Origin of the sequence: Marilutibacter maris, from assembly GCF_006546735.2 — a bacterium.
In the GTDB taxonomy this organism is placed as follows: Bacteria; Pseudomonadota; Gammaproteobacteria; order Xanthomonadales; family Xanthomonadaceae; genus Marilutibacter; species Marilutibacter maris.
In genome coordinates this window covers 1-26,735 of record NZ_VICD02000321.1, presented here as the reverse complement: position 1 = coordinate 26,735, position 26,735 = coordinate 1, and the positions used below count along the sequence as shown (strand labels likewise).

Annotated in this window: 24 protein-coding genes and 1 pseudogene; 9 read left to right on the top strand and 16 right to left on the bottom strand. The window is 69.2% G+C overall.

Annotated elements, in window-relative coordinates; genetic code table 11:
• The 4 genes from FKV24_RS17975 to FKV24_RS17960 all read right to left on the bottom strand — a co-directional run.
• Positions 1–478, bottom strand: a 478-nt coding sequence (locus FKV24_RS17975) for a biotin/lipoyl-containing protein (RefSeq protein WP_343200245.1), incomplete at its 3' end; no start/stop codon positions are given.
• A gap of 19 nt (positions 479–497) precedes the next feature.
• Positions 498–1,538 (bottom strand): alpha-ketoacid dehydrogenase subunit beta, encoded by a 1,041-nt coding sequence (locus FKV24_RS17970; RefSeq protein WP_407067494.1) that lies wholly within the window; start codon positions 1,536–1,538, stop codon positions 498–500.
• On the bottom strand, positions 1,535–2,608 hold the full coding sequence (gene pdhA / locus FKV24_RS17965) for a pyruvate dehydrogenase (acetyl-transferring) E1 component subunit alpha (RefSeq protein WP_141483369.1): 1,074 nt from the start codon (positions 2,606–2,608) through the stop codon (positions 1,535–1,537). Before pdhA ends, FKV24_RS17970 begins: the two co-directional genes overlap by 4 nt.
• 349 nt (positions 2,609–2,957) lie before the next feature.
• The gene (locus FKV24_RS17960; protein ID WP_170288366.1) at positions 2,958–6,230 is read right to left on the bottom strand and encodes a lamin tail domain-containing protein; all 3,273 of its coding nucleotides are present in this window, start codon (positions 6,228–6,230) and stop codon (positions 2,958–2,960) included.
• 193 nt (positions 6,231–6,423) lie between these two features.
• On the opposite strand from FKV24_RS17960, the gene FKV24_RS17955 reads away from it, so the two are divergent.
• From FKV24_RS17955 to FKV24_RS17945, 3 genes are all read left to right on the top strand, one after another.
• Positions 6,424–7,320, top strand: a complete 897-nt coding sequence (locus tag FKV24_RS17955; protein ID WP_141483367.1) for a tryptophan 2,3-dioxygenase — start codon at positions 6,424–6,426, stop codon at positions 7,318–7,320.
• A gap of 72 nt (positions 7,321–7,392) precedes the next feature.
• Complete coding sequence (locus FKV24_RS17950) at positions 7,393–8,970, top strand: AbgT family transporter (protein WP_141483366.1); 1,578 nt, start codon at positions 7,393–7,395, stop codon at positions 8,968–8,970.
• A 149-nt stretch (positions 8,971–9,119) separates the two neighbouring features.
• Positions 9,120–10,628, top strand: a complete 1,509-nt coding sequence (locus FKV24_RS17945; RefSeq protein WP_141483365.1) for a peptide MFS transporter — start codon at positions 9,120–9,122, stop codon at positions 10,626–10,628.
• 91 nt (positions 10,629–10,719) lie between these two features.
• On the opposite strand, the gene FKV24_RS17940 is transcribed toward FKV24_RS17945, so the two are convergent.
• On the bottom strand, positions 10,720–11,040 hold the full coding sequence (locus tag FKV24_RS17940) for a DUF7709 family protein (RefSeq protein ID WP_141483364.1): 321 nt from the start codon (positions 11,038–11,040) through the stop codon (positions 10,720–10,722).
• Between the two features lie 71 nt (positions 11,041–11,111).
• The gene (locus FKV24_RS17935) at positions 11,112–11,630 is read right to left on the bottom strand and encodes a MarR family winged helix-turn-helix transcriptional regulator (RefSeq protein WP_111265525.1); all 519 of its coding nucleotides are present in this window, start codon (positions 11,628–11,630) and stop codon (positions 11,112–11,114) included.
• Between the two features lie 162 nt (positions 11,631–11,792).
• Between FKV24_RS17935 and hppD the strand changes: the two genes are divergently transcribed.
• A complete protein-coding gene (hppD, locus tag FKV24_RS17930; protein ID WP_141483371.1) occupies positions 11,793–12,863 on the top strand; it encodes a 4-hydroxyphenylpyruvate dioxygenase in 1,071 nt (356 codons plus the stop codon).
• A 146-nt stretch (positions 12,864–13,009) separates the two neighbouring features.
• Positions 13,010–14,305: a homogentisate 1,2-dioxygenase gene (gene hmgA / locus FKV24_RS17925; protein ID WP_141483363.1), complete on the top strand. Its 1,296-nt coding sequence runs from the start codon at positions 13,010–13,012 to the stop codon at positions 14,303–14,305.
• 28 nt (positions 14,306–14,333) lie between these two features.
• Here the strand turns inward: hmgA and FKV24_RS17920 are convergent, their stop codons facing one another.
• A complete protein-coding gene (locus FKV24_RS17920; RefSeq protein ID WP_141483362.1) occupies positions 14,334–14,951 on the bottom strand; it encodes a hypothetical protein in 618 nt (205 codons plus the stop codon).
• 282 nt (positions 14,952–15,233) lie between these two features.
• On the opposite strand from FKV24_RS17920, the gene FKV24_RS17915 reads away from it, so the two are divergent.
• Together FKV24_RS17915 and FKV24_RS17910 are read left to right on the top strand one after the other, a co-directional pair.
• Positions 15,234–15,980 (top strand): lectin, encoded by a 747-nt coding sequence (locus tag FKV24_RS17915; RefSeq protein ID WP_249041087.1) that lies wholly within the window; start codon positions 15,234–15,236, stop codon positions 15,978–15,980.
• 110 nt (positions 15,981–16,090) lie between these two features.
• Positions 16,091–17,044: a sodium:calcium antiporter gene (locus FKV24_RS17910; RefSeq protein WP_141483361.1), complete on the top strand. Its 954-nt coding sequence runs from the start codon at positions 16,091–16,093 to the stop codon at positions 17,042–17,044.
• Positions 17,045–17,062: 18 nt separating this feature from the next.
• Here FKV24_RS17910 and FKV24_RS17905 read toward each other — a convergent pair whose 3' ends face one another.
• The 9 genes from FKV24_RS17905 to FKV24_RS17865 form a co-directional block, all read right to left on the bottom strand.
• On the bottom strand, positions 17,063–18,016 hold the full coding sequence (locus FKV24_RS17905) for an alpha-L-glutamate ligase-like protein (RefSeq protein WP_141483360.1): 954 nt from the start codon (positions 18,014–18,016) through the stop codon (positions 17,063–17,065).
• Positions 18,013–19,542 (bottom strand): inactive transglutaminase family protein, encoded by a 1,530-nt coding sequence (locus tag FKV24_RS17900; RefSeq protein WP_141483359.1) that lies wholly within the window; start codon positions 19,540–19,542, stop codon positions 18,013–18,015. Before FKV24_RS17900 ends, FKV24_RS17905 begins: the two co-directional genes overlap by 4 nt.
• Positions 19,539–20,102, bottom strand: coding sequence for an ATP-dependent zinc protease family protein (locus FKV24_RS17895; RefSeq protein WP_141483358.1), 564 nt, complete (start codon positions 20,100–20,102; stop codon positions 19,539–19,541). Before FKV24_RS17895 ends, FKV24_RS17900 begins: the two co-directional genes overlap by 4 nt.
• A 129-nt stretch (positions 20,103–20,231) precedes the next feature.
• Positions 20,232–20,597, bottom strand: coding sequence for a Na+/H+ antiporter subunit G (locus tag FKV24_RS17890; protein ID WP_111265534.1), 366 nt, complete (start codon positions 20,595–20,597; stop codon positions 20,232–20,234).
• On the bottom strand, positions 20,594–20,830 hold the full coding sequence (locus FKV24_RS19975) for a K+/H+ antiporter subunit F (protein WP_111267942.1): 237 nt from the start codon (positions 20,828–20,830) through the stop codon (positions 20,594–20,596). The genes FKV24_RS17890 and FKV24_RS19975 overlap by 4 nt, the downstream gene beginning before the upstream one ends.
• A 35-nt stretch (positions 20,831–20,865) precedes the next feature.
• Positions 20,866–21,351 (bottom strand): Na+/H+ antiporter subunit E, encoded by a 486-nt coding sequence (locus FKV24_RS19970; RefSeq protein WP_141483357.1) that lies wholly within the window; start codon positions 21,349–21,351, stop codon positions 20,866–20,868.
• Positions 21,348–22,919 (bottom strand): monovalent cation/H+ antiporter subunit D, encoded by a 1,572-nt coding sequence (locus FKV24_RS17875; protein ID WP_249041086.1) that lies wholly within the window; start codon positions 22,917–22,919, stop codon positions 21,348–21,350. Before FKV24_RS17875 ends, FKV24_RS19970 begins: the two co-directional genes overlap by 4 nt.
• Positions 22,916–23,278, bottom strand: coding sequence for a Na+/H+ antiporter subunit C (locus FKV24_RS17870; protein ID WP_141483356.1), 363 nt, complete (start codon positions 23,276–23,278; stop codon positions 22,916–22,918). The genes FKV24_RS17875 and FKV24_RS17870 overlap by 4 nt, the downstream gene beginning before the upstream one ends.
• Entirely contained in the window at positions 23,278–26,088 is a 2,811-nt protein-coding gene (locus tag FKV24_RS17865; RefSeq protein WP_141483355.1) for a monovalent cation/H+ antiporter subunit A, read from the bottom strand. The genes FKV24_RS17870 and FKV24_RS17865 overlap by 1 nt, the downstream gene beginning before the upstream one ends.
• Positions 26,089–26,260: 172 nt before the next feature.
• Here FKV24_RS17865 and FKV24_RS20095 point away from each other — a divergent pair, with 172 nt between their 5' ends.
• On the top strand, positions 26,261–26,386 hold the full coding sequence (locus tag FKV24_RS20095) for a hypothetical protein (protein ID WP_283016221.1): 126 nt from the start codon (positions 26,261–26,263) through the stop codon (positions 26,384–26,386).
• A pseudogene (locus FKV24_RS17860) lies at positions 26,371–26,735 on the top strand (nucleoside-diphosphate sugar epimerase); the annotation flags it as partial. The gene FKV24_RS20095 and the pseudogene FKV24_RS17860, both read left to right, overlap by 16 nt.

The following is a 26,735-nucleotide window of genomic DNA, read 5'->3' as shown; positions in this document are numbered from 1 at the left end:
GCGCCATCGCGCGCACCGCCGGCATCGCCCTGACCCCGCCGACGCTGCTGGCCTGCTCGCTGTGGACGGTATCGGAGGACTGCATCGCGCCGACCACGGTGCCGCTGTCGGCACGCTCGCCGGCGGCCTCGGCCGGCGCAGGCGCGGGCGCCTCGGGTGCCGGTGCCTCGTCGTGATCGCCGCCGCCGTGGTGATGGCCGGTGTCCTGGCCCTCGGCGCGCTGCGGCATCGACGGGTCGATCTCGAACTCGGCCAGCATCTTGCCGGTGATGATCACGTCGCCGGCCTCGCCGGCCAGCTTCAGCACCTTGCCGGAGACCGGCGAGGGCACCTCGACGACCGCCTTGGCGGTTTCCATCGACACCAGGTTGTCGTCCAGGCGGATGGTGTCGCCGGGCTTGACGAACCACTCGACGATGGTGGCGTCGGGCAGGCCCTCGCCGAGGTCGGGCAGCAGGAAGGTCTTCTTGTCGCTCATGTCGGTCCTTGCAGGTCGATCAGCCGTTGGCGAGGGCACGCTTGGCCGCGGCGACGATGCGGTCGACGCCGGGCAGGTACTTCATCTCGAGACGGAACAGTGGGATGTGGGTGTCGTAGCCGGTGACGCGCTCGACCGGCGCGAGCAGGTCGTACATCGATTCCTCGGCCAGGCGCGCGGCGATCTCGGCGCCGAAGCCGGCGGTCTTGGGCGCCTCGTGCACGATCACGCAGCGGCCGGTGCGGGACACCGACTCGGCGATGGTGGCGAAGTCGAGCGGGCGCAGGGTGGCGACGTCGATGACCTCGGCGCTGATGCCCTCGCCGGCGAGCTTGTCGGCCGCCTCCAGGGTCTCCTTCACCTGCGCGCCCCAGGTCACCAGGGTCACGTCGCTGCCGTCGCGCAGCACGTAGCACACGTCCAGCGGAAGCGCCTCGCCGTCGTCGGGCACGACCTCCTTGTACTGGCGGTAGATGCGCTTGGGCTCGAAGAAGATCACCGGGTCGGGTTCGCGGATCGCCGCCAGCAGCAGGCCGTAGGCGCGCGCCGGCGAGGACGGCATCACCACCCGCAGGCCGGGCACGTTGGTGAAGATCGCCTCGTTGGCCTCGCTGTGGTGTTCCGGCGCGCGGATGCCGCCGCCCCACGGCACCCGCAGCACCATCGGGCAGGTCAGGCGGCCGCGGGTGCGATAGCGGAAGCGCGCCGCGTGGCAGACGATGTGGTCGACCATCGGATACATGAAGCCGTCGAACTGCGCTTCGGCGACCGGCTTCATGCCCTGGCTGGCCAGGCCGACGGTGAGGCCGGCGATGGTGGTCTCGTCGAGCGGGGTGTCGAGCACGCGTTCGGGGCCGAACTGCTGCTGCAGGCCGGCGGTCGCGCGGAACACGCCGCCGTTGACGCCGACGTCCTCGCCCAGCACCAGCACGGTGTCGTCGTTGCGCATCTCGTAGGCCAGCGCCTGGGTGATCGCCTCGATCAGGGTGATCGCGGCGGCGGCGGGCGCCTCGGCGGCGGCGTTGGATGGAGTCGCGGTCATGGTCTCGGCCTTGTTCATGCGCGTCCCTCGCGACGGATCGCCGCTTCGCGCTGTTCCAGCAGGTCCGCCGGCGGATCGGCGTAGAGGTAATCGAACATCGCCTCGACCGGCTGCACCGGGGTCTCCAGGTAGGCGTTGATCTCGACGTCGACCTTGCGCGCGCATTCCTCCGCCCAGGCCTTCTCCTCGTCCTCGCTCCACAGCTTCTGCGCGGTCAGGTAGTTGCGCAGGCGGACCATCGGGTCGCGGGTCCAGGCGTCCTTGACCTCGGCGTCGTCGCGGTAGCGGCGGGCGTCGTCGGCGGTGGTGTGGTCGTGCAGGCGGTAGGTCATGAACTCGATCACGCTGCCGCCCTCGCCGTTGCGCGCGCGCTCGGCGGCGCGGCGCATGCCCTCGAGCACGGCGATCAGGTCGTTGCCGTCGACCTGTAGGCAGTGCAGGCCACCGGCCAGCCCCTTCTGCGCCAGGGTCTGGGCGCCGGTCTGGGCCGAGCGCGGCACCGAGATCGCCCAGCCGTTGTTGACCACGCACAGGATCAGCGGCAGCTGGTAGGCGCCGGCGGAGTTGAGCGCGGCGTAGAAGTCGGTCTTGGACGAGCCGCCGTCGCCGCAGCAGGCGACCGCGAGCTGCTTCTGCCCGCGCAGCTTGAACGCCAGCGCGGCACCGGCCGCGTGCAGGCACTGGGTCGAGATCGGCACGCTCCAGGCATAGTCGTGGCGCGGCACGGCGAAGTCGTTGCCACGCTCGTCGCCGCCCCAGTACAGCAGGATCTCGCGCGCCTGCACGCCGCGCATGAACTGCGCGCCGTATTCGCGGTAGCTGGGCGCGAACACGTCGGCTTCCTGCATCGACGCGCCGATGCCGACGTGGGTCGCCTCGTGACCGAGGCAGGCGGCGTAGGTGCCGAGCTTGCCGGTGCGCTGCAGGCGGATCGCCTTGTCGTCGAAGGTGCGCACGAACAGCATCTGCTTGAACAGCGGCAGCAGGGTCTTGGGATCCTCGAATGCCGGCGGCAGCTTGCCGATCGGCTTTCCTTGCGGATCGAGGTATTGCAGGTACTCGATTTCGAACTTCGCGGCGACGGTCATCGCGACTGGTTCCCGTAAAACATGATCGTCCGATGATAACCAAGCCGCCTTAAGGGACCGTTGCGCGCTGCGACATGCAAGCCTGCGGCAAAAGCGCTAGGCGCGCGGGGGAGGTGGGGCGAGCGGAGCCGGGCCAGGCGCCTCCATCCCGTAGGAGCGGCGTAAGCCGCGATGGGCCTTCCCATGAATGCTTCATCGCGGCTTGTGCCGCTCCTGCGACGTACCGTTGCCGTTCGCGCGACCGACGAGGCTGTCCAGATTCGCGACACGTCCTACCCCATCCCTACTGGCACGAAAAAGGGCGCGGCCGTGTCGGCCGCGCCCTCGTGGTTACCGCCTTGGGCCGTGCTCAGTGACGGCGGCCGTAGGCGTGGCCGCGGCCGAAGCGCACGTCCAGTTCGTCGTGGTTGTTGCCGCCACGCGGGTCCGGCGTATCGGAGTCGACCTCGGCGCTGAACGACAGCGCCTGGCCACGTCGCGGATGGCCCGGGACGATCACCGCGAACGCCAGCCACTGGGTGCCACGCGCCATCTTGCCTTCGCGCAGGCACTCGGCACGGAAGCCGCTGGCGGTGGCGGTGGCGCGGCTGCACGACCAGCCGCGCGGGGCGGCGATCGCGGCACGGTTGGCCTCGACGTTGCCCTCGACCACCAGGCGCACGTTGTTCGCCGCATCCGGACCGGCGTTGCGCACCGGCGCCAGGAAGGTCGCGATGGTGTTGCGACGCAGCGGGCGGGCATCGCCGATCAGGCGCACCGACAGGTCGGCCGAGCCCAGGGCGGCGACCGGGACGCTGACGCTGGCCTGGTTGTCGGCGTTGGCCGGGTCGTTGACCTGCGACTGGGCGGCGACGCCCACGCGCAGCGCGTCGCCCGCGCTGGAGGCGGGGACGATCGCGTCGATCGCGAACGCGGCACTGGCACCGCTCGCGAACGAGGCGGTGGTGCAGGTCAGGGTGGTGCTGTCGGCATCCTGCACCGGCGCGGCGCAGGTCCAGCCGCTCGGGATGCTGGCCGGAGCCGGCACCAGCAGGGCATCGAACACGAACGCCACCGCGGTCGAGGTCGCTTCGCCCGGACCGGCATTGGCGACGCTGGCATCGAAGCGGACACTGTCGCCGACCTCGGCGCCGGCGCTGGCCGACGAGGCGGTCACCGACAGGTCGGCGCGACGGAAGTCCGGCACCGCGATGCGCAGGCGCACCGGGTCGTGGTCGGACGAGCGGATCGCGATGGTGGCGTCGTCGAAGTTGTCGACGCCGAAATCGGCATTGATGCGCGGGTGATCGATTTCCAGCATCGCCGAGTCCATCACCAGGGTCTCGTTGACCAGCACGTGGTCCAGCGTCTGCGCGTTGCCGGCGAACACGTACGAGTAGCGCTCGGCCGGATCCGGGATCAGCTGCGAGCCGTCGACCAGCGGCGTGGTCAGCGGGCTGTCGACCCAGGTCAGGACCTGGTCGGCCGGCGCCGCGTCGCCGCGGACGATGCCCATCACGTCGACGTAGCCGTCGTTGACCTCGAAGGCATTGAAGTCGCCGACCAGCACGATGCGCTCGTTCGGGTCGTTCTGCTGGAACTGCTCGACCAGACCGGCCAGGTAGGCCGCCTGGGCGCCACGCTTGGCGCGCACGCGCTCGCTGGTCGTCGCCCAGCCGCTGCTGCCCGGCGAGAAGTCGTCGATGCCGTTGAGCGAACGCAGGTGGTTGACGATCACCGTCACCGGGTAGGCGCTGCTGCCGTCCTGGCGGATGCGCGCACGCAGGCGCAGCGGCGGACGGTCGTTGAGCAGGCTGGTGCTGCCGTTCGGGTTGTTCAGCAGGGTGTCTTTGCCGAACTGGGTCACGTCCAGGACCTCGACGCGGGCGAGGCCGCCGTCGACCGCGCGCGAGCTGACCAGGAAGCCGACGTTGATGCCGCCGATGTCGTTGCCCGGCTCCAGATAGGGCACATAGCCCGGCGCCGTGGGGCAGTTGGCGTCGATGCGATCGGACAGCAGTTGCAGCACGCGGGCGTTCTCGACCTCGACCACGCCGATGATGTCGGGCGACTTCAGGTAGTCGCAGACCGCCAGCGCGGCCTTGGCCAGGCGCCGGTCCAGCGCTTCCGGGGTCAGGGTCGTCGCGCCATTGCCGTCGGCGATCTCGTCGAACAGCCGCAGCATGTTGAAGCTGGCGATGGTGACCTCGTCGTAGGAGGCGTCGTTGACCGCTTCGGGCAGGCGGCCGCCGGCGACGGTCGGCGGGGTGCCGACGTCGGGCAGCAGCGCCCAGGTGCCGGAGTAGTAGTCGAGCACGCCCAGCAACCCGGCGATCTGCGCATCGGCGTCGACCGACAGCGGCGCCGAGCCGATCTGGCCCCAGCTGCGTACCATCAGCCGCTCGGGATTGGTGTCGAAGCGCGGCGGGTTCTTGTCGCCCGGAATCTGGATCGCGTCGAGCACGCCGATGCCTTCTTCGCGGAACGGACGGGCGATGCCGGGCAGGGTGACGTGGAACACGCCGTCGGTGGAGGCGCGTGCGTCGTTCTCGTCGATCCTGCCGCCGGAACCGGAAACCGCGATGGCCTCGGCGACGCTCACGCGCATGCCCTCGAGCTTCTCCAGGGCGCCGGGCAGTGCGTCGGGGCCGAGATCGGTCGCGGTCAGTTCGATCGCCGCCGGCAGTGCGGCGCCATTGCCCAGCACTTCGATCGTCGGCGACACCAGCTCGGTGATGCTCAGCTGGTTGGCGTCGGAGAACGGGGTGAACTCGGTGACCGTGCCGGTGACCCGCAGGCTGTCGCCGACCGCGACGGTCGGGGCGCTGCCGGTGTAGACGAAGATGCCGTCCGAGGTGGCCGGGTTGCCGTCGTCGTTGGCGCTTTGCAGGAAGAAGCCGTTGTTGAACTTCAGCGCGGTGACCACGCCCTCGGTGATCACGGTCTTGTCGACGTGCGTCGAGACCAGGCCATCGCCCTGGATCTGGGCGATCGTCAGCGCGACCGGGGGTTCCGGCGGATCCGGCGGCTCGGCGCCGCTGTTGCGCGGATCCGGCGCGCCGCGGTCGAAGTCGGCGGCGTTGTCGTCGCTGTCGACGCTGCCGTCGCCCTTGCGCAGCGCGGCCGAAGTGTTGTTCAGCGACGGGGTCGCGGCGGCGCCCTCGAAGCAGTTGGCGCTGCCGAAGCCGACGAAGTCGACCACCACGGTCTCGCCCAGCGGGCAGGTGCCGCTCAGCGCGCCGCCGCCGTTGACCAGGGCGACCTTGCCGTTGCTGGAGGACATGCTGATCGTGCCGATCGCGTCGGGCGTCGGCAGGTCGGCGGTACCGCCGGAGCCGGCGGCCTGCTGGACCAGGTAGAAGCCGCCCGGGGAGATGCTGCCGGACAGTTCGGTGCGCTGCCAGGAGCTGCCGCTGGAGGAGGCGTACTGGACGCTCCAGCCGCTCAGGTCGACCGCACTGGCGCCGTTGTTGCGCAGTTCGATGAAGTCGTTGCGATAGGTGGCCCCGGAGTTGCCGCCGCCGCCGTAGACCTGACTGACGACGACCTCGGCGTGGGCCTGGCCGGCGAACGTCGCCAGCGAGGCCACCCCCAGGACGGCCACGAGCAGACGGCCGCTTGAACGGCCGGATGAGATATGCATGAATTCCTTCCCCATAAAGGTTGTGGGCGCCCGTCCCCCTGTTGGGACCGACCATGGTCCCGGACGGCACGGGACACGTTAGCCTGAGCCGCGCCGGTTTCAAAACCATGACCGGCGGGGCCCGGCCGGGCGGCTCCGCCGGCCGTCGGCCGCGTCGATGCGCTACGCTTGCGCCCCCGCGCAGGAATTCCCCATGACCGTCGACAAGAACGAACGCGAGCTGGAGTCCGGCATCCATACCGACCTGTCGGGCCGGATGAGCTACGGCGGCTATCTGCACCTGGACCGGCTGCTGTCGGCGCAGGAGCCGCTGACCCGCCCCGCGCACCACGACGAGCTGCTGTTCATCATCCAGCACCAGACCTCCGAGCTGTGGATGAAGCTGATGATCCACGAGCTGACCGCGGCGATCGCCCATCTGCAGCGCGACGAGGTCTGGCAGTGCCGCAAGATCCTCGCCCGCTGCAAGCAGGTGATGCGCCAGTTGACCGAACAGTGGTCGGTGCTGGAGACCCTGACCCCGTCCGAGTACATGGGTTTCCGCGAGACGCTGGGGCCCTCCTCGGGCTTCCAGTCGCTGCAGTACCGCACCATCGAGTTCCTGCTGGGCAACAAGAACGAGGCGATGCTCAAGGTGTTCGCCTACGATCCGCAGGCGCAGGCGGGCCTGGAGCGGGTGCTGCTGGCGCCGAGCCTGTACGACGAGTTCCTGATCTATCTGGCGCGTTTCGGCCACGCGGTGCCGGACGCCCACCTGCAGCGCGACTGGCGCCACACCCACGTGCACGACCCGGCGCTGGTGCGGGTATTCGAGGGCATCTACGAGGACACCGACCGTTACTGGCGCGAATACGCGCTGTGCGAGGACCTGGTCGACCTGGAAAGCCAGTTCCAGCTGTGGCGCTTCCGCCACATGCGCACGGTGATGCGGGTCATCGGTTTCAAGCGAGGCACCGGCGGTTCCAGCGGGGTGGGCTTCCTCAAGCAGGCGCTGGAGCTGACCTTCTTCCCCGAACTGTTCGACGTGCGCACCTCGATCTCGCCGTCGGCCGGATATGGCGGCGGAGAGGCCGCGCCCGACCGGAGCTGAGGCCGCCAGCTGCTAGGATCGGCCCGCCCGGCGTGTCGAGCGCGGGTCCGATCCATCCAGCCAGGAGCTTCCATGCCCGAGCCGACCGCCACCCCGACGCCCCGCGGCATCGTCACCCGTTTCCTCGATGCGGTCGAACGCGTCGGCAACCGGCTGCCGGACCCGGCGATGCTGTTCCTGTTGCTGATGCTGGCGGTCTGGGTCGCTTCGGCGCTGCTGTCCCAGGTCAGCTTCGGCGCGATCGACCCGCGCAGCGGCGAGCCGATCCAGATCCGCAACATGCTCGGTGGCGATGCGCTGGTCGAGTTCATGGCGCAGATGGTGCCGACCTTCGTCAACTTCCCGCCGCTGGGCGTGGTGCTGGTGGCGATGCTGGGACTGGGGGTGGCCGAGCACACCGGCTTCATCAGCGCGGCGTTGCGGGCGATCCTGACGGTCACCCCGCGCGTGCTGCTGACGCCGATGCTGATCGCGGTCGGCGTGCTCAGCCATGTCGCGGTGGACGCCGGCTACGTGCTGGTGATCCCGCTGGGCGCGGTGATCTTCTACGCCGCCGGGCGCCACCCGCTGGCCGGCGTCGCCGCCGCCTTCGCCGGCGTGTCGGGCGGCTTCTCGGCGACGATGTTCGTGCCTTCCAGCCTGGACCCGTTGCTGGCCGGGCTGACCCAGGCGGCCGCGCACATCACCGATGCCTCGGTCCAGATCAACCCGCTCAACAACTACGTGTTCACCACCGCGTCGACCTTCCTGGTGGTCGCGGTCGGCTGGTTCCTGACCGACCGGGTGATCGAACCGCGCCTGCGCGGCACCCAGGTCGATGGCGACCCCGCCGACATGCCGAAGATGGAGCCGCTGGCCGCCGCCGAGGTCCGTGGCCTGATTGCCGCGCTGGTCGCGACGGTGCTGGCGATCATGCTGTTCGTGGCGACCCTGCTGCTGCCGGGAACGCCGTGGGCGGCGCCGGCGGACCAGGTGTTGTCGGGGGTGAATCCGCTGCTGACCGCGGCGGCTCCGCTGATGCGCTCGATCGTCGGCCTGATCTTCGTGTTCTTCCTGATTCCCGGCGTCGTCTACGGCTACGTGTCCGGCAGCGCCGGCTCGCACCGCGACATCATCAAGGGCATGAGCAAGGCGATGAGCGGGATGGGCTATTACGTGGTGATGGCCTTCTTCTGCGCGCAGTTCATCTATGCCTTCGGCCAGAGCAACCTCGGCGCGCTGCTGGCGATCGAGGGCGCGAGCCTGCTGCAGGCGATGAACCTGCCGATGGGGATGACCCTGGCCGGCATCGTCCTGCTGTCGGGCTTCGTCAACCTGATGGTCGGGTCGGCCTCGGCCAAGTGGGCGCTGATCGGCGCGGTGATGGTGCCGATGCTGATGCAACTGGGGGTATCGCCGGACCTGACCCAGGCCGCCTATCGCGTCGGCGACTCCAGCACCAACATCATTACCCCGCTGATGCCGTACTTCCCGCTGATCGTGGTGTTCTGCCAGAAATACGTGAAATCCAGCGGAATCGGCACCCTGATCGCGCTGATGCTGCCGTATTCGATCGCCCTGCTGGTGTTGTGGACGGCGTTCCTGCTCGCCTTCTGGGCGCTGGGGCTGCCGTTGGGGGTCGGGGCGAGCTACGTCTATCCGGCCGGGTGAGCGGTCCCCGCCCGGGCTTTTGTTGCGTTGCAGCAATACGCCGCTGGTTTGACGCGGGGCCGCGGCGTCGGTAATCCTCGCCCGTCCCGTGTGTCCAGCGCGGGCGCATTCATAATTCTTAAGAAAGACTTTCTTACGGGGGAGACCGCATGAGCGGAACCGCATCGCAAACGCCGGGGCAGGGAGCCGCCATTCCGGAATTCAAGCAGATCATGGGGCATCCCAAGCCCTTGTGGATGCTGTTCATGTCGGAGTTCTGGGAACGCTTCGCGTTCTACGGCATCCGTTGGGCGATGGTGCTGTACATCGTGGCCCAGTTCCACGCTGGCGATCCTTCCGGAGAAAAGCCCGCGAGCGAGTTGTACGGTGCCTATCTGGCCCTGGTGTACGCAGGTGCGATCTTCGGCGGTTACGTCGCCGACAAGCTGATCGGCTTCCAACGTTCGATCCTGGTCGGTGCGGTGTTCATGGCCGTGGGCCTGTTCATGCTGACCTCCCCCTCCCAGAGCCTGTTCAACCTCGGTCTGGCGACGATCATCGTAGGCAACGGCTTGTTCAAGCCGATCATCTCGACCATGGTCGGCAAGCTCTATGCGACCGGCGACGCGCGCCGCGATTCGGGCTTCACCATCTTCTACATGGGCATCAATATCGGCGCGATGATCGCGCCGGTGATTACCGGCATTCTCGCCAAGCAGATCTTCGGTACCGAAGAGGCCCCGCACTACCAGTGGGTGTTCATCTCGGCCGGTATCGGCATGCTGCTGAGCCTGGTCTGGTTCTGGTTTGGCCGCAGCCAGCTCAAGGGCATCGGTCTGCCGCCGGCAGGGCAGGAAGGTCTCAGCCGGATCGCGATGGTCATCGGCCTGGGCGCGGTCGTCGGCATTCCGCTGTTCTATACCCTGCTCACGATCGATGCGACCTATTTGCAGTACATCCTGATGGCCTTGTTCATCGTGCCGGCGGTGATGTTGCTGGCCGAGGGGTTCCGTGAGGGGCATGTGGCACGCGACAAGGTCGCCGCGTTGCTGATTATCTTCGTGTTCAACGTGCTGTTCTGGATGTTCTTCGAACAGGCCGGCAGTTCGTTCACCTTCCTCGCCGACAAGATCGTCAACCGCGAGTTCGGCGACTGGACCTTCCCGCTGGAGTGGTTCCAGTCGGTGAACTCGGTCGCGATCATCACCTTCGCGCCGATCATGGCGTGGATGTGGGTGAAGATGGGCAAGGCCAACCCGTCGATCCCGCGCAAGTTCGGCCTCGGCTTGTTCTTCAACGGCTTGGCCTTCCTGCTGCTGATGGTCGCGCTGTCGAGCATGGTCGACGGCAACGGCAAGATCCCGTTCTGGACGCTGTTCATGGTCTACGTGATCCAGTCGGTGGGCGAGCTGTGCCTGTCGCCGATAGGCCTGTCGATGACCACCAAGCTGGCGCCGCACCGTCTGGCGGGCATGGCGATGGGCTGCTGGTTCCTGTCGATCGCGATCGGAAACAATCTGGCCGGCATTTTCGCCGGGCGCGTCAGCGGTTCCGGCGGCATGACGGTCGAGTCGGCGCATGCCGGCTACACGTTCGGCTTCTGGGCGCTGGCGGGTGCCGGCGTACTGCTGTTCGTGATCGCGCCGCTGATCAACAAGTTGATGCACGGCGTGAAGTGACGGCCTGACCGTCATCGAACCCGGCGACGGCGGCCCTCGGGTCGCCGTCGTCCGTTGTGGGGATGCGAATCGGGAAGTGTCGTGTTGCGGCTCAGTCGCCGTCGAGCAGGGCCCGGGCCTTCAGTCCGACGAAGCGGCGGCCGGGGTTGTCGCCGGCCAGCCATTCGTCCGGCGGGAACAGTTCGAACAGGCCGACCTTGATCAGGGTCGGCACCGCCAGTTCGAGCTGGCGCTCGACCTCGCCGCGTTCGCCGGCGTTGTACAGGCCGATGTTGTGCAGCATCGTGGCGACGGTGCCGGTCTGCACCGTGCTGCCGTCCTTGAGTCTGACTGCGGGGAGGCTTTCGCCGTCGGCGACGATCTTGTGGTTGATCCCGGCCAGGTCGGCGGTGTGCGTGGGGGCGTCGGACATGGAAGCGGTCTGTGCGATGGCGACGGCTCCCGATCTGGGGGCGCCGCCGACCATGGGCAAGCCGCGCTGTCTCAGCCGCCGGCGGCCTCGGCCTCGGCCTGCAGTTCCAGTTCGTCGAGCCGGTCGAGCAGGTTGAACAGCACCGCGCGCTCGGCCTCGCTGATCCCGCCGAGCAGGCGCCGTTCGAAGTCCAGTGCCAGCGGCGCGACCTCATCGTAGATCCGGTAGCCGTCCTCGCTGAGGCTCAGCACCGAGCGGCGGCGGTCGTCGTCGTGCATCTCGCGGACCAGGCGCCCGGCCTCGACCAGGCGCGCGACCGCGCGGCTGACCGCGACCTTGTCCATCGCGGTGCGTTGGGCGACCTCGTTGGCGGACAGGTCCGGGTAGCGGCCGAGCACGGCCATCACCCGCCATTCGGTGATGCCCAGCGCGAACCGCTCCGAATAGACGCCCGCGATCGCCGAGCTGACCCGGTTCGACAGCACCGACAGGCGGTACGGCAGGAAATGCTCGAGATCGAGCTGGGCATGGGCCGGGGCTTGTGGAGCCTTGCCCGTGGGCGGATTGGCGGTCGGCTTGGAGCTGTTCATCTCGTACGATGGCCTTGCGTATGGTTTCATTTGAAACTATAAAGCGGGGATGTGGATCGTCGCCGTCCGTGTCGTTGGTGGCGGTTCCTCTCCATCCCCAGGGCAGACCCTGCCCCCAGCAGACACCAGGAGTCCCCCATGAGCGTCCAGCCCAACCTTGGCATGCAGGTCACCACGTTCGAGAATCCGCTCGGCATCGACGGCTTCGAGTTCGTCGAATTCGCCGCGCCGGCCGGACAGGGCGAGGCCCTGCACGACTACTTCCGCAAGCTCGGCTTCACCGCCGTGCTGCGCCACAAGCGCCGTCCGATTACGGTGTATCGGCAGGGCGGTGTCAACTTCCTGGTCAACGAGGACCCGGACAGCTTCGCCGCGGACTTCGCCGCCAAGCACGGCCCGTGCGCCTGCGGCTTCGCGATCCGCTTCAAGGAATCGGCCGGCAAGGTGTTCGACACCGTGGTCAGCAACGGCGGCGAGGCGGTGACCGACAAGGCCGACAGCAAGGCGGTCGAGGCGCCGGTGGTCAAGGGCATCGGCGACTGCATGCTGTACCTGGTCGACAAGTACGGCGACGCCGGCAGCGTCTATGGCGACGACTATGCCGCGATCGAGGGCGCCGACGCCAATCCGGCCGGCTTCGGTCTGACCTTCATCGACCACCTGACCCACAACCTGTACTTCGGCAACATGGCCAAGTGGTCGGACTACTACGAGAAGCTGTTCAACTTCCGCGAGATCCGCTACTTCGACATCAAGGGCGCCAAGACCGGCCTGGTGTCGAAGGCGATGACCGCGCCGGACGGCATCGTGCGGATTCCGCTCAACGAGTCCAGCGATCCGAAGTCGCAGATCAACGAGTACCTCGACGCCTACAAGGGCGAGGGCATCCAGCACATCGCCTGCTTCACCGACAACATCTACGACACCGTCGAGGCGATGCGCGCGGCCGGCGTCGAGTTCCTGGACACCCCGGACACCTACTTCGAGGTGATCGACCAGCGCATTCCGGACCACGGCGAGGACGTGCCGCGGCTGCAGAAGAACAAGATCCTGATCGACGCCGATCCGGAGACCAAGCAGCGCAAGCTGCTGCAGATCTTCACCCAGAACGCGATCGGACCGATCTTCTTCGAGATCATCCAGCGCAAGGGCAACGAGGGCTTCGGCGAGGGCAACTTCCAGGCCCTGTTCGAGTCGATCGAGCGCGACCAGATGAAGCGCGGCGTGCTGTAACGTCCCTTCGCCGCGGGGCCCGTCCCAGGCAGGCCGGGCCCTGTCGTTGCATGTTCCCGTAGGAGCGGCGTGAGCCGCGAGACAGGTCGATCGCGGCTCACGCCGCTCCTACATCAACCCTGTTCCCGGATCGAGGCGGGACGCGCATGGAATCGAACGGTTACCAATCCGGTTTCGGCAACGAGTTCGCGAGCGAGGCGGTCGCCGGCACCCTGCCGGTCGGACGCAACTCGCCGCAGCGGGTCGCGCACGGTCTGTACGCGGAGCAGCTGTCCGGTACCGCCTTCACCGCGCCACGCGCCGAGAACCGCCGCAGCTGGCTGTACCGGATCCGTCCGGCGGCGATGCACGGCGCGTTCGAGCGGATCGATATCGGCACCTTCCACAACGACTTCGGTGACGGCCCGGTCAGTCCCGACCAGATGCGCTGGAGTCCGCTGCCGATGCCGTCGTCGCCGACCGATTTCGTCGACGGTCTGTTCACCATGGCCGGCAACGGTTCGCCGGCGGGCCAGCATGGTGTCGGCATCCATCTGTACGCGGCCAATCGCGACATGGACGGGCGCTGGTTCTACGACGCCGATGGCGAGCTGCTGATCGTGCCGCAGTCGGGGCGCCTGCGCGTCGCCACCGAGCTGGGCATGATCGAGATCGAGCCGCAGGAGATCGCGGTAATCCCGCGCGGCATCCGCTTCGCGGTGTCGCTGCCCGACGGCGAGGCGCGCGGCTACGTGTGCGAGAACTTCGGCGCGCTGCTGCGCCTGCCCGACCTGGGACCGATCGGCAGCAATGGCTTGGCCAATCCGCGCGACTTCCTGACTCCGAACGCGGCCTACGAGGACGTGCAGGGCAACTTCGAGCTGATCGCCAAGTTCCAGGGCCACCTGTGGCGGGCGCCGATCGGACATTCGCCGCTGGACGTGGTCGGCTGGCACGGCAACTACGCGCCATACAAATACGATCTGCGCCGCTTCAACACGATCGGTTCGATCAGCTACGACCATCCGGACCCCAGCATCTTCCTGGTCCTGCACTCGGCCAGCGATACCCCGGGCACCAGCAATCTCGACTTCGTGATCTTCCCGCCGCGCTGGCTGGTCGCGCAGGACACCTTCCGGCCGCCGTGGTTCCACCGCAACATCGCCAGCGAGTTCATGGGCCTGGTGCACGGCGCCTACGACGCCAAGGCCGAGGGCTTCGTGCCCGGCGGTGCGTCGCTGCACAACTCGATGAGCGGGCACGGCCCGGATGCGGCGACCTTCGAGAAGGCCAGCAGCGCCGACCTGTCGCAGGCGGACGTGATCGTCGACACCATGGCCTTCATGTTCGAGACCCGCGCGGTGCTGCGGCCGACCCCGCAGGCGGTCGAGGCCGGGCATCGCCAGCGCGACTACCAGGCCTGCTGGGCCGGCCTGAAGAAGCACTTCACGCCGCTGCGCTGACCGTCCGCTGGCGGACGTGCCGGGGGCCTCAGGCCCGCGACCAGCGGGCGCGCTCGGCATGCAGCGCCAGCAGGTGGGATTCGGGCAGGATCTCGGTCAGGCGATCGGCGACCCGGTGGGTATAGGACGGGTTGCAGGTGGCATGGATGTGGCGCAGCGCGTCGAGCATGCCGGCGACCGTCCCGTCCGGGTCGCGGCTTGCCTGCAGGGTGGCGGCCAGGGCCGCGGCATCGGCGTTGCGCAGCAGTTGCAACAGGCCGATCACGTACATCTTCGACGCGGCCAGCGAGCGCCGGGGGGCGCTGCGCAGGGACTGTTGCGTGGCCGCTGCGGGCGAGGGTGTGGCGGTCGCACCGAAGGCCGGGGCCGGCGTGTCGTGCGGCAGGCGAGCGGGGGCCTGCGGCGCGCCCTTCGGCATCGATGCCGCCGCATCCAGGGGCGAGCGCGGGCGCCGGTTCGCGACCAGATAGTCCTCGCGCAGCAGCCGTTCGACCGCAGCGCGGGCATCGCCGCCGAGCAGGCCGACGATCTCGTCCAGATCGCGCTGGCCGTTGCTGATGATCAGCGCGCGCCGTTCCACGGTACTGAGCCGGGCCGAATGGCCGGTCAGGGCGGCATGGGCTTTAGGCGTCTTGTGCAGCAGCATCGCAGGCCCCCGCTGAGTGCGCGCCAGAGGCTAGTGACGGCAGGTTAAAACGCGATTACATTCGCGTTCCCCGCGTGCGATGCGGCACAGGAATCGCTGGAATCCGTGACGTGTTCCTCGTGTCCGGGGGCGGGTCGCCGCCACCTCGTTCGCGCCGGCTGCACATGGGGAGCCGCTAGTCTGTGCCCCTTGTCCGTCCGTCAAGCCATGAGAGCGCCCATGAGAACACCTGCGCAGACCGGGATGCTCCGGTCCCAGTCGAACGCACCGTATCCGTTGCCCGTGGGCGCGCGCCCGGCGGTGCCTGCGGCCGCGCTGGCGGCGATGCTGGCGGCGGCGGTCCTGCTGGTCGGCTGCCAGCGTCACGACGATGGCGGAGATGCGGACGCGATCGTTGACGCGACGGATGCGCCGGCGGCGAGCGCCGACGCCGCCGCGCCGGTTCCCGGCGATGACGATGATGGCGCGCCGCAACAGACGCTGGCGCTCGACGACCAGCCGGCCGAGGACGTGCCTCCGGCCACCGCGTCGGGCCTGCAGCCGCCGCCGTCGCGCGAGACCGGTCCGGCCCGGGTGGACGGGTACGGGCCGCTGCGCATCGGCATGACCGCCGAGCAGATGCGCGCGGCCTGGACGGAGCAACCCGCGCTGGCCGCGATCGGCGAACCGGCCGAGGGCAGCAACTGCCACTACCTGCGCGCCGGCAGCGGCGGGGAGAGTCCGGCGTTCATGCTCGAAGACGACCGATTCGTGCGTTACGACGTCTCCGACCCGGACATCGAGGCGCCGGGCGGCGGCCGCGTGGGCGTGCAGGGCGATGCGATCCGCGCGCTCTACGCCGGCCGCTACGAGGCGATGCCGCACAAGTACGTCGAGGGCGGGCAGTACCTGCGGGTGACCGGCCTGGGCGCGGGCGATGCCGGCGGCGGCGACGGCGTACTGGTGTTCGTCGTCGACGCCGATGGCCGGGTCAGCGCCTGGCGCGCAGGCCGCGCGCCGCAGGTCGACTACGTGGAAGGTTGCTCCTGAGCGGCCGCAGGCACGGACGCTCGCCGTCGCGGCATCGTGGCTAGAATGGATCGACGCGGGGGCGCCGTCAGGCCCGGCCCGCGCCGACCGACTGCGTAGGGGAGCGTCAGATGTCCGCAACCATCCTGTGGTTCGTGCTCGGCCTGGTGCTGCTGGCGCTGGGCGGCGATTCGATCGTCAAGGGCGCCTCCGGCCTGGCCCAGCGGATCGGCGCCTCGCCGTTCGTGGCCGGACTGGTGCTGGTGGCGTTCGGCACCTCGCTGCCGGAACTGGCGGTCAATCTCCGGGCCGTGGTCGACGGCCAGCAGGCGCTGGCGCTGGGCAACGCGGTCGGCAGCAATATCGTCAACTTCGGTCTGACCCTGGGCGCGGCCGCGGTCGCGGCGCCGCTGCTGGTGCGTTGGCGCGCGCTGTCGCCGCTGCTGCTGCTGTTGCTGCTGGGCACGCTGGCGGTGATCGGGCTGTCGCTGGACGGCGGTCTCGGCCGGATCGAGGGGGCGGGGCTGCTGGCGGCCTTCGTCGCGGTGCTGGCGTTCGCGCTGGCGCGCACCCGCAACGAGGCGCCCGAGGTGCAGGACGCGATCGCCGCCTACGCGCAGACCCGGACCGCGCTGGGGCTGAACCTGCTGCGCTTCGCGGTGGCCGCGGCGCTGCTTTACTACGGTGCCGGGCTGGTGGTCGACAACGCACTGGCGCTGGGCGCGGCGATGGGCATGACCCCGCTGTTGACCGGCCTGCTGCCGGTGGCGATCGCCACGGCGCTGCCGGAGGTGGCCGCGGCGATCGCGGCCGCGCGGCGTGGGCAGGGCGACATGGTCGCCGGACATGTGATCGGCTCCAGCCTGTTCAACCTGCTCGTGGTGGTCGGTGCGATGGCGCTGTGGCAGCCGTTGCCGATCGCCGCATCGTTCGTCCGCTTCGAGCTGCCGGCGGCGCTGCTGGTCGCGTTGATGCTGGTGCCGATGCTGCGCGGCGATCTGCGCATCAGCCGCGGCGAGGGCGGCGTGCTGCTGGCCGCCTGCGCCGGCTGGGTCGGTCTGGAGCTGCTGTTCCTGTACGGCTGAGCAGGCGCCGGCGAGGGGCTATCGCGCGCTGGCGAACCGTTCGCGCACGAAGGCGGCGCGAGCGGTCGCTTCCATGTCGCGGTCCGCCTCGCGGTCGATCTGCTCCAGCCGCGCGCGCAGGCCACGGCGGTTGGCGACCTGGATGGCCAGGCCGGGGCGGGCGTTGAGCTCCAGGATCAGCGGTCCCTGCTCTCGGTCGATCACGATGTCGACGCCGAGGTAGCCCAGGCCGGTCAGCTCGTAGCCGCGTGCGGACAGTTCGAGGATCCGGTCCCAGCCCGGAATCTCCACCCCTTCCAGCGGTTCCAGGCTGTCGGGATGCTTGTCGACCGGATGGCCGTGCCAGACCCCGTGCGTGGTCAGCCCGGTGGCGATGTCGATACCGGTGCCGACCGCGCCCTGGTGCAGGTTGGCCTTGCCGCCGGAGGCGCGCGTGGGCAGTCGCAGCATCGCCAGCACCGGGAAGCCGCGCTGCACGATCACCCGCACGTCGGGCACGCCCAGGTGCGAGATCGCGTTGAACACCGAGTCCGGCCGCACCCGGTATTCGATCATCGCGCGGTCGGGGCGCCCGCCGAAGCTGTACATCCCGGACAGGATGTTGCCCAGGTGGTAGACGATGTCCTCGCGCGCCATCCGCGCGCCGTTGATCTTCAGATAGCCGTCGCCAAGGCGTCCGGCCACCACCACGATGCCGTCGCCGCCGGCGCCGCGGGCGGGCTTGATGACGAAGTCCTCGCGTCCCTCCAGCAGGCGCTCGAAGCGGCGCGCGTCGTGGTAGGTCGAGACCACGCCGTAGAGGTCGGGCACCGCCATTCCGGCGTCCAGCGCGAGCTGCTTGGTGAGCAGCTTGTCGTCCACCCGCGGGTACAGCCGGCGCGGATTGCGCTCGGCGATGTACAGCGCGTTGCGCGCGTTCATGCTCAGCACGCCGGCACGGCGCAGCTCACCGGGCCAGGCGAACCACCTCATCGCCGCGCCCCCTGGGCGAGCGCGCGGAAGCGCAGCAGCTCGCTGAGACGGTAGCCGGTGTAGCGGCCCATCATCAGCGCGACCGCCAGCACCAGCAGCAGCACCTCGGGGAACACGAACACGAAGTACTCGACCCGTGCGTTGTACATCGCCAGATAGCAGGCGATCGCCACCGCCAGGCTGCCGATCGCCTGGGTGATCGCATCGGCCGGGCCGTGCTCCTCCCAGACGATCGAGATGCGCTCGATGGTCATCGCCATGATCACCATCGGGAACAGCGCCACCGACAGTCCGACGTCGAACTCGAGCCGGTGCGCCAGCATGCTGACCAGCAGCATCAGCATGATCACCACGATCACCACCACCGCCAGTCGCGGCACCAGCAGCAGCTTGAGGTGTTCGAGATAGAACCGCACCGCCAGGCCCAGGGTCACGATCACCGAGAACAGCAGCACGCCGGAGGCCAGGTCGGTTTCGCGGAACGCCAGCGAGATCAGCACCGGCATGAAGGTGCCGAAGGTGCGGATGCCGACCACGTTGCGCAGGATCACGATCAGCAGGATGCCGATCGGCACCAGCAGCAGCGAGCGGTAGACGTTCTGCACGTGCACCGGCAGGTTCGACAGCGAATAGGCGCTGACCGGCGAGCCGACCAGCTCGGTCTGCCGGCCGACCATCTCCAGGGCCGGCTCAAGGCTGCGGGTGACCGAGAACTTGAGCTCGGGATGGCGCGCGTTCTCGACCGTGAACAGCGGCGCGTCGCCGTACCACCAGATCAGGAAGTCGGACGGGTAGCCGTGACTGGCGTCGGCGGGGTTGATCGCGATCCAGCGCTCGCCGTTGTTGACCTCCAGCCAGGGCTCGGGAACCGGGTCGCGGATGCCTTCGGCCAGATGGATGCCCCAGACCATCCGCGCCGGGATGTGGGCGCCGGCCAGGACATGGATCGAGGTCCGGGTCAGCTGTTCGCGGGTCGCCGGCTGGGGCAGCAACAGCTGCACGTTCTCGTTGGGGGCGGGGCCGGCGAGCATCTTCACCAGCAGCGATGAGAAGGTCGCGATGTCGGCGGACTTGCTGCGGACCTCGTCGAGGATGGCCTCGACCGCGGCCCCCTCGAGCTCGCCGTACTCCGGTGCCTGGTCCAGCGCCGGAACCGCCTCGTCCACGGTCTCGCTCTGGTGTCCGGACAGGGTCGCGCGGTAGTACAGCGCCTGCTGGCCGGACGCTCGGCGGATGCTCCACAGCGCCAGCCGGTTGTCCTCGCGCTCCTCGGTCTGCACGCCGTAGCCGCGCGAGACGAAGTTCTCGTCGAGGATCAGGAAGCCCGGTGGGTTGGCCGGGATCGCGAGTTCGGCCTTGATCGCACGGCCGTCGGGCTCGAAGCCCAGGCGCGCTTCCACCACCCAGCTCTCCACCTCCTCGGCCGGTACCAGCGGATACCCCAGCACGCGGGCCTTGTAGGCGATCAGCCCGATGGCGGTCGCCGCCAGCAGGGTGGCGAGGATCCTGAGGTGCCAGCGATTCATGCCGCTTCCGGGCCGACCGCGTCAGCGGCGTCGGGACTCAGCATTCCCTGGCGCCGGCACGATGGCCGCTGGATGAAGGTCTCGCCGGGGTCGACGACGACATGGCCGGCCATGAAGTTGCGGCCGACCAGCACCGGGTACACGAACGAACTGCGGTCGACCAGGGTGAACTCCTGCCTGCGGTAGACCGAGCCCAGGCACATGCCCAGCTCGATCACCGGCCGCCGCTGGGTCGACTCGTCGTGGCGGCGGATGCGGACGTAGCGGACCAGGCGCGACTCGAACGACTCCTCGACGTCGTGGTCGACGTCGCGGACCACGAAGCGGACGTGGCGCTTGCCATCCTTCTTGAACACCTCGATGTCCTCGGCGGTCAGCGAGGAGGTGGTGGCGCCAGTATCCAGCTTGGCCTTGAGTCGCAGCGGCCCGCGGCCGATGTCGACCCATTCGATCCAGCCGAGGATGTCCTTGCTGTTGGCGTCCTGCGAGTCGCCCGCCAAGGCGGCCGGCGCGAACGCCAGCAGGCAGGCGACGTAAAGACTCGCAATGGATCGGGTCATGATTTTCCGTCCGGATTGGCTTGCAAACCGGTAATGCTACTGTGCCCGGAGCGCATTTTCGCCGGATCGGCCGCTCCGGCTGCGCCGAAATGGGCAGCCAGTTCAGCTTCGGGCCCGCGGCCCGGGCGGTCAGTGGCCGGCTTCGTCCGGCTCCCGCCCGGAGACGCCGCCGGTTTCCGCGTCGGGGCGCGGGGGGCGCCGCTGCAGGCCGATCTTCAGCGCCGCCAGCGACATCAGGTGGGCGCTGACCGGAGCGGTGATGAACAGGAACAGGGTGACCAGGATCTCGCGCAGGCCCAGACCGTCGCCGATCCAGGCGTGGTAGCCGATCGAGGCCAGCAGGATGCAGCCGACCCCGAGCGTGGTCGCCTTGGTCGGCCCGTGCAGGCGCTTGAAGAAGTCCGACAGCTTGACCAGGCCGAGCGAGCCGACCAGCACGAAGCCGCTGCCGATCAGCAGCAGCGCGGCGAGCAGGTATTCCAGCGCGGCGTTCATTCGACGATATCCCGGCGCAGCACGTACTTGCTGAGCATCACCGTGCCGACGAAGCCCAGCATCGCGATCACCAGCGCGGCCTCGAAGTAGATCGACGAGCGCAACTGCATGCCGAACAGGATCAGGGCGGCGATGGTGTTGATGTAGAGGGTGTCCAGGGCGAGGATGCGGTCGGGCACCGACGGCCCGGCCAGCAGGCGGTACAGGCTGAACAACATGGCCAGGGCGACCATGTACAGCGAGGCGGTCAGCGCGTGATCGATGACGGTCACGGGAAGATCTCCTTCAGCAGCGACTCGTAGCGTGCCTTGATCTCGGCGACCTGGGCGTCGGCGTCCTTCAGGTTGAAGCAGTGCACCAGCAGGAAGCGGCGATCCCCGGTCAGCTCGGCCGAGACCGTGCCGGGGGTCAGGGTGATGATGCTGGCCAGCGCGGTGATGCCGTGGATGTTGGTCAGTTCCAGCGGAATCCAGACGAAGCCCGGGGTCAGCACGCGCTCCGGGCCGAGGATGCGGCGGGCGACCTCGATGTTCGACAGCAGCATGTCCCACAACACCCGCCGGGTCAGCGCCAGCAGCGCGATCGTGCGGCCGAAACTGGCGCGCTCGGGTTCGAGCATGCCGGCCAGCCACGGCAGCAGCAGGGCGAGGATGATGCCGATCGCCAGCTGGCCGGGCGAGAAGTCGGCGACCAGAAGCAGCCACAGCAGCAGTACCGCCAGGCTCAACGGCGGCGAGGTCAGCAGGCGTCTCATGGCGAAGGCTCCCGCAGCTGCGGCGCGGTGGCATGCGCCGCGTGGATGTAGTCGGCCGGCGCCAGCAGTTGTCCGGCCGCGGCATCGGTGTAGCGCATCAGCGGACCGCCGAACACGGTCATGCCGATGCCGTAGGCCAGCAGCAGGACGACCGCCGCCACCTGCGCGCGCGACGGCGGCGCCGGGACCGGGGTGGTGTCCGGCCACGGCTGCGCGCGCCAGAAGGTCTGGCTGGCGGTGCGCGCCAGCGCGACCACGGTCAGCAGGCTCGTCGCCAGCACCACCGACCACACCCAGGCCACCGCATCGGCGGGCACCGCGTCGAGCAGCATCACCTTGCCGAGGAAGCCCGACAGTGGCGGCATGCCGGACACCGAGATCGCGGCGGTCGCGAACAGCAGGCCGAGCATGGCGTTGTGGCGCAACGGGCCGGCGACGTCGAGGTTGTCGCCGATCGCCCCGCGCTGGCGGCGGATCAGGTCGACCACCAGGAACAGCGCGCCGGCGACGAAGGTGCTGTGGACCAGGTAGTACAGGCCGGCGGCGATCGACCCGGCGGTGTTCAGCGAGATCGCGATGAACAGGGTGGCCGCCGAGGCGATCACCAGGAACGCGACCAGCATCCGCAGCGATTTGCTCGCCAGCGCGCCGAGCGTCGCCAGCACCAGGGTCAGCAGGCCGGCCGGCAGCAGCCATTCCCAGGCCCAGCCGGCGAGCGCGCCGGCCTCGCTGCCGAACACCAGGCTGTAGACCCGCAGCACCGCGTAGACGCCGACCTTGGTCATCACCGCGAACAGCGCGGCCACCGGTGCCGGCGCGCGCGAGTAGGCGTTGGGCAGCCACAGGTACAGCGGCACCAGCGCGGCCTTGGCGCAGAACACCACCAGCAGGACGCCGGAGGCGGCGCGGATCAGCGCCAGGCTGGACGGGTCGGCCTGGCCGACGCGTTGGGCGAGTTCGGCCATGTTGAGGCTGCCCAGCAGGCCGTACAGCAGGCCCAGAGCGATCAGGAACAGGGTCGAGGCGGTGATGTTGAGCACCACGTAGTGCAGGCCGGCGCGCATCCGTGGACCGCGACCGCCGCTGAGCAGCAGGCCGTAGGAGGCGATCAGCATCACCTCGAAGAACACGAACAGGTTGAACAGGTCGCCGGTCAGGAAGGCGCCGTTGAGGCCGGCCAGCTGCAACTGGAACAGCGCGTGGAAGTGGATCGCGCGGCGGTCCCAGCCGGCGCAGGCGTACAGCAGGCAGGCGCCGGCGAGCAGGGTCGTGGTCAGCACCAGTAGCGCGCTGGTGCGGTCGGCGACCAGGGCGATGCCCAGTCGCGCCGGCCAGTCGCCGACCAGGTACATCGAGATCGTATCGGCGTCGGCGGCGCGCACCAGGGCGATGGCGACCAGGGTCAGCACCGCCATCGCCAGCGCCGACACCGCGCGCTGCACGGCGATGCCGCGACGCTCGGCCAGCAGCAGCACCGCGCCGAACAGCAGCGGCAGCAGGATCGGCAGGACCGGCAGGTGGGCGCCGAGGGTGGTGAGGGTTCCGGCGGTATCGATCGCTGCGATCACGGCATGCCCTCGCCGCCGGCATCGACGTGGTCGCTGCCGTTGTCGGAACGGCTGCGCATCGCGATCACGATGGTCACCGCGGTCATCGCGAAGGCGATCACGATCGCGGTCAGCACCAGCGCCTGCGGCAGCGGGTCGGTGTAGTGGGCCAGGGTCGGCGCGATCGCCTTGCCGGCCTCATCGACCTGCAGCACCGGCGGCTTGCCGATCACCAGCCGACCCGAGGAGAAGATCAGCAGATTGGTCGCGTACGACAACAGGGTCAGGCCGAGGATCACGTCGAAGCTGCGCGCGCGCAGCAGCAGGTAGACCCCGGCGGCGCTCAGCAGGCCGATCAGGCTGGCGAGGGCGAGTTCCATCAGGCGTCCTCCCCTGTGGTGGCGGGTGAATCCGGCGCCGGCTGGGCGCGCCGGACCGGTGGGCGCGGCGGATTGACCGTGCCCATCATCGACAGGATCAGCATCGCGCCGCCGAACACGACCAGGTACACGCCGGTGTCGAAACCGATCGCGCTGGCCAGCGGCACCGTGCCGATCAGCGGCAACTGCGGCTCGACGTGGCCGCTGGTCAGGAACGGGTAGCCCAGCAGCATCGGCGCCAGCCCGGTCGCGGCGGCGATCAGCAGGCCGATCCCGATGCAGCGCACGTAGTTGAAGCCAAGCCGCGACTCGACGTACTGCGAGCCCAGCAGTACGTACTGCAGCAACAGCGGCACCGCCAGCACCAGGCCGGCGATGAAGCCGCCGCCGGGCGCGTTGTGGCCGCGCAGGAACAGGTAGGCCGATACCGCCAGCGCCAGCGGGAACAGCAGATGGCTGAGGTTGGACGGCATCGGCAGCGGACCGGCGACGCCGGGCACGACCTCGTCGGCGGCGATCCGCGCGCGCCGCAGCAGCGCGTGCACGACCAGGCCGGCGATGCCGAACACGGTGATCTCGCCGAAGGTGTCGAAGCCGCGGAAGTCGACCAGGATCACGTTGACCACGTTGCGGCCGTAGCCCTCCGGCAGCGAGCGGGCCAGCAGTTCGGTGGCGACGGTGTCCAGCGGGCGGGTCATCATCGCGTAGGCCAGCGCGCCGATGCCGGCGCCGACCACCAGCGCGATCGCGCCGTCGCGCCAGCGGCGGGCGGCATCGTCGGTGCGCTGCGATTCCTGCGGCAGGTAGTTCAGCGCCAGCAGCATCAGCGCGATCGTGACCATCTCCACCAGCAACTGGGTCAGGGCCAGGTCGGGCGCCGACATCAGCACGAAGATCAGGCTGACCGCCAGCCCGACCGCGCCGATGACCAGCAGCGCCAGCAGGCGCTGGCGATGCAGCAGCACGGTCCCGACGGTCGCGGCGATCGCGACCAGCCACACCGCCCAGCCCAGCACCGGCATCGGCTGGCTGGCGCCGACGCCGTCGGCGAGGGCGGCGAGGGTCGGCAGGCCGGCGATCGCGATCAGGGCGATCAGCACCCACCACAGCGAACGCTGCAGGCTGCCGTCGGTGACGTGGAAGGTGAAGCGGCGCGCGCTGGTCAGCAGGGCGCGGGTGTTGACCCGGAACAGGTGGCGGCCCAGCGCGTGGCGGGCGACCGCGTGCAGGTTGATCAGCCGGCGCAGGCCCAGGTACAGCAGCGCGCCGCCGATCACGCCGCCGAAGCTCATCAGCAGCGGCAGGTTGATGCCGTGCCAGATCGCCAGGCTGTACTCGGGCACCGCATCGCCGAGCACGCCGTGGGCGGCGGTCGCCAGCACCGGCGCGATCGTCCAGGCCGGCACGATGCCGACCGCCAGGCACAGCACCACCAGCACCTCGACCGGGATCTTCATGAACCGCGGCGGCTCGTGGATCTCGCGGTCGACCGCGCGCGGACCGTCGCCGAAGAAGGTGTCGTGGACGAAGCGCAGGCTGTAGGCGACGCCGAACACGCCGGCCAGGAACGCGACCACCGAGGCGGCGATCCGCATCCCGGCGTGGCCCTCGATCTCCAGCGCCAGGGCGAAGAACATCTCCTTCGACAGGAAGCCGTTGAGCAGCGGGATGCCGGCCATCGCCAGCGCGGCGATGATCGCCAGGGTGCTGGTGAACGGCAGGTAGCGGCGCAGGTTGCCGAGCCGGCGCATGTCGCGGGTGCCGGTCTCGTGGTCGATGATGCCCGCGGCCATGAACAACGAGGCCTTGAAGGTCGCGTGGTTGAGGATGTGGAACAGGCCGGCGACCACCGCCATCGGCGTCGACAACCCGAACAGCATCGTGATCAGGCCCAGGTGCGAGATCGTCGAATAGGCCAGCAGGCCCTTGAGGTCGTGCTGGAAGATCGCGTTCCAGGCGCCGACCAGCAGGGTCGCCGCGCCGATGCTGGTGACCACGTAGAAGAACAGTTCGGTGCCGGCCAGGGCCGGGTGCAGGCGCGCCAGCAGGAACACGCCGGCCTTCACCATCGTCGCCGAGTGCAGATAAGCCGAGACCGGGGTCGGCGCCGCCATCGCGTGCGGCAGCCAGAAATGGAACGGGAACTGCGCGCTCTTGGTGAAGATGCCGGCCAGCACCAGCGCCAGGATCGCCGGATACATCGGGTCGGCGCGCAGCTGGTCGCCGGCCGCCAGCACCGCGTCCAGCTCGTAGCTGCCGACCACCTGGCCGATCAGGATCACGCCGCCGAGCAGGGCCAGGCCACCGGCGCCGGTGATGGTCAGCGCCATGCGCGCGCCCTCGCGCGCCTCGTTCTGCCGCGACCAGTAACCGATCAGCAGGAACGAGCTGATCGAGGTCAGCTCCCAGAAGATCGCCAGCAGCAACAGGTTGCCGGCGATCACCATGCCCAGCATCGAGCCCATGAACAGCAGCAGGTAGCCGAAGAACTTCGGCGCATCCTCCTCGGCGCTGAGGTAGTAGCGGGCGTACATCACCACCAGCACGCCGATCGCCAGCACCATCAGCGCGAACATCCACGCCAGGCCGTCCATCCGCAGCGAGAACGCCAGTCCCAGCTGCGGGATCCAAGGGTGCACCGATTGCGGAATGGTGCCGTCGAGCACCGCCGGCGTCAGGGTGGCCAGCAGGCCGAGTCCGATCAGCGGGGCGGCGCCGGCCAGCCAGGCGGTGGTCCGGCGCGAAGCCGAACGGTGCAGCAACACCACGATGGCGAACACGAACGGCAGGGCTAGCAGCAGTTCCAGCATCTCGCTCCTGGGGCCTGCGCGACTTCCTCGGGAATCTCCCTTTGGAATCAAGCGCTTCAGGGGTTGGGGGAGGTGGGCGACGCCGGTTCGCCGTCGCGGCCGGCCATTCTACCCGAAGGTATCGCGTCGCCCGTTGGGGCGGTTCGGCCGCAACGCTCGGTATGCTGTGCGGATGATGGTCGATGTCCGCCCCATGCCGGTCGAAGCGCTGGTCGAAGCGCCGAATGAAACGCCGAATGAAACGCCGCCCGCGCGCGGCCGCAACGGTCGCGAACGCCTGCCGTGCGCCGGGCGCTGATCTTCGGCGCCAGCGGGCAGATCGGGCAACCGCTGCTCGCCCGCCTGCGCCGCGACGGCTGGGCGGTCACCGCGCTGACCCGCGCCGCGCCGCCCGGTGGCGATGCCGGGACGGTGTGGCTGCAGGGCGGGTTCGAATCGATGCCGCCGTTGCCGGAACGGGTCGACGCGCTGATCAGTGCCGGCCCGCTGGACGCGTTCGCCCGCTGGTACGCGGACGCTGCGATCGTGGCGCCGCGGGTGATCGCGTTCGGTTCGACCAGCGTCGAGACCAAGCAGGATTCCGCCGACGCGGCCGAGCGCGACGTCGCCGGTCGCCTGCGCGAAGGCGAGGCCGGTGTGTTTTCCTC

Excerpts from the sequence above, each read along its gene's own strand:
- FKV24_RS17890 (WP_111265534.1), bottom strand. The coding sequence starts at position 20,597 with ATGAACGCCGCGCTGGAATACCTGCTCGCCGCGCTGCTGCTGATCGGC.
- FKV24_RS17950 (WP_141483366.1), top strand. The coding sequence starts at position 7,393 with ATGCCCGAGCCGACCGCCACCCCGACGCCCCGCGGCATCGTCACCCGT.
- FKV24_RS17955 (WP_141483367.1), top strand. The coding sequence starts at position 6,424 with ATGACCGTCGACAAGAACGAACGCGAGCTGGAGTCCGGCATCCATACC.
- FKV24_RS17970 (WP_407067494.1), bottom strand. The coding sequence starts at position 1,538 with ATGAACAAGGCCGAGACCATGACCGCGACTCCATCCAACGCCGCCGCC.
- FKV24_RS17940 (WP_141483364.1), bottom strand. The coding sequence starts at position 11,040 with ATGTCCGACGCCCCCACGCACACCGCCGACCTGGCCGGGATCAACCAC.
- FKV24_RS17945 (WP_141483365.1), top strand. The coding sequence starts at position 9,120 with ATGAGCGGAACCGCATCGCAAACGCCGGGGCAGGGAGCCGCCATTCCG.
- FKV24_RS19970 (WP_141483357.1), bottom strand. The coding sequence starts at position 21,351 with ATGAGACGCCTGCTGACCTCGCCGCCGTTGAGCCTGGCGGTACTGCTG.
- hmgA (WP_141483363.1), top strand. The coding sequence starts at position 13,010 with ATGGAATCGAACGGTTACCAATCCGGTTTCGGCAACGAGTTCGCGAGC.
- FKV24_RS17895 (WP_141483358.1), bottom strand. The coding sequence starts at position 20,102 with ATGACCCGATCCATTGCGAGTCTTTACGTCGCCTGCCTGCTGGCGTTC.
- pdhA (WP_141483369.1), bottom strand. The coding sequence starts at position 2,608 with ATGACCGTCGCCGCGAAGTTCGAAATCGAGTACCTGCAATACCTCGAT.
- FKV24_RS17935 (WP_111265525.1), bottom strand. The coding sequence starts at position 11,630 with ATGAACAGCTCCAAGCCGACCGCCAATCCGCCCACGGGCAAGGCTCCA.
- FKV24_RS17905 (WP_141483360.1), bottom strand. The coding sequence starts at position 18,016 with ATGAGGTGGTTCGCCTGGCCCGGTGAGCTGCGCCGTGCCGGCGTGCTG.
- FKV24_RS17960 (WP_170288366.1), bottom strand. The coding sequence starts at position 6,230 with ATGCATATCTCATCCGGCCGTTCAAGCGGCCGTCTGCTCGTGGCCGTC.
- FKV24_RS17870 (WP_141483356.1), bottom strand. The coding sequence starts at position 23,278 with ATGGAACTCGCCCTCGCCAGCCTGATCGGCCTGCTGAGCGCCGCCGGG.
- FKV24_RS17920 (WP_141483362.1), bottom strand. The coding sequence starts at position 14,951 with ATGCTGCTGCACAAGACGCCTAAAGCCCATGCCGCCCTGACCGGCCAT.
- FKV24_RS19975 (WP_111267942.1), bottom strand. The coding sequence starts at position 20,830 with ATGGTCGCCCTGGCCATGTTGTTCAGCCTGTACCGCCTGCTGGCCGGG.
- FKV24_RS17910 (WP_141483361.1), top strand. The coding sequence starts at position 16,091 with ATGTCCGCAACCATCCTGTGGTTCGTGCTCGGCCTGGTGCTGCTGGCG.
- hppD (WP_141483371.1), top strand. The coding sequence starts at position 11,793 with ATGCAGGTCACCACGTTCGAGAATCCGCTCGGCATCGACGGCTTCGAG.
- FKV24_RS17865 (WP_141483355.1), bottom strand. The coding sequence starts at position 26,088 with ATGCTGGAACTGCTGCTAGCCCTGCCGTTCGTGTTCGCCATCGTGGTG.
- FKV24_RS20095 (WP_283016221.1), top strand. The coding sequence starts at position 26,261 with ATGATGGTCGATGTCCGCCCCATGCCGGTCGAAGCGCTGGTCGAAGCG.
- FKV24_RS17900 (WP_141483359.1), bottom strand. The coding sequence starts at position 19,542 with ATGAATCGCTGGCACCTCAGGATCCTCGCCACCCTGCTGGCGGCGACC.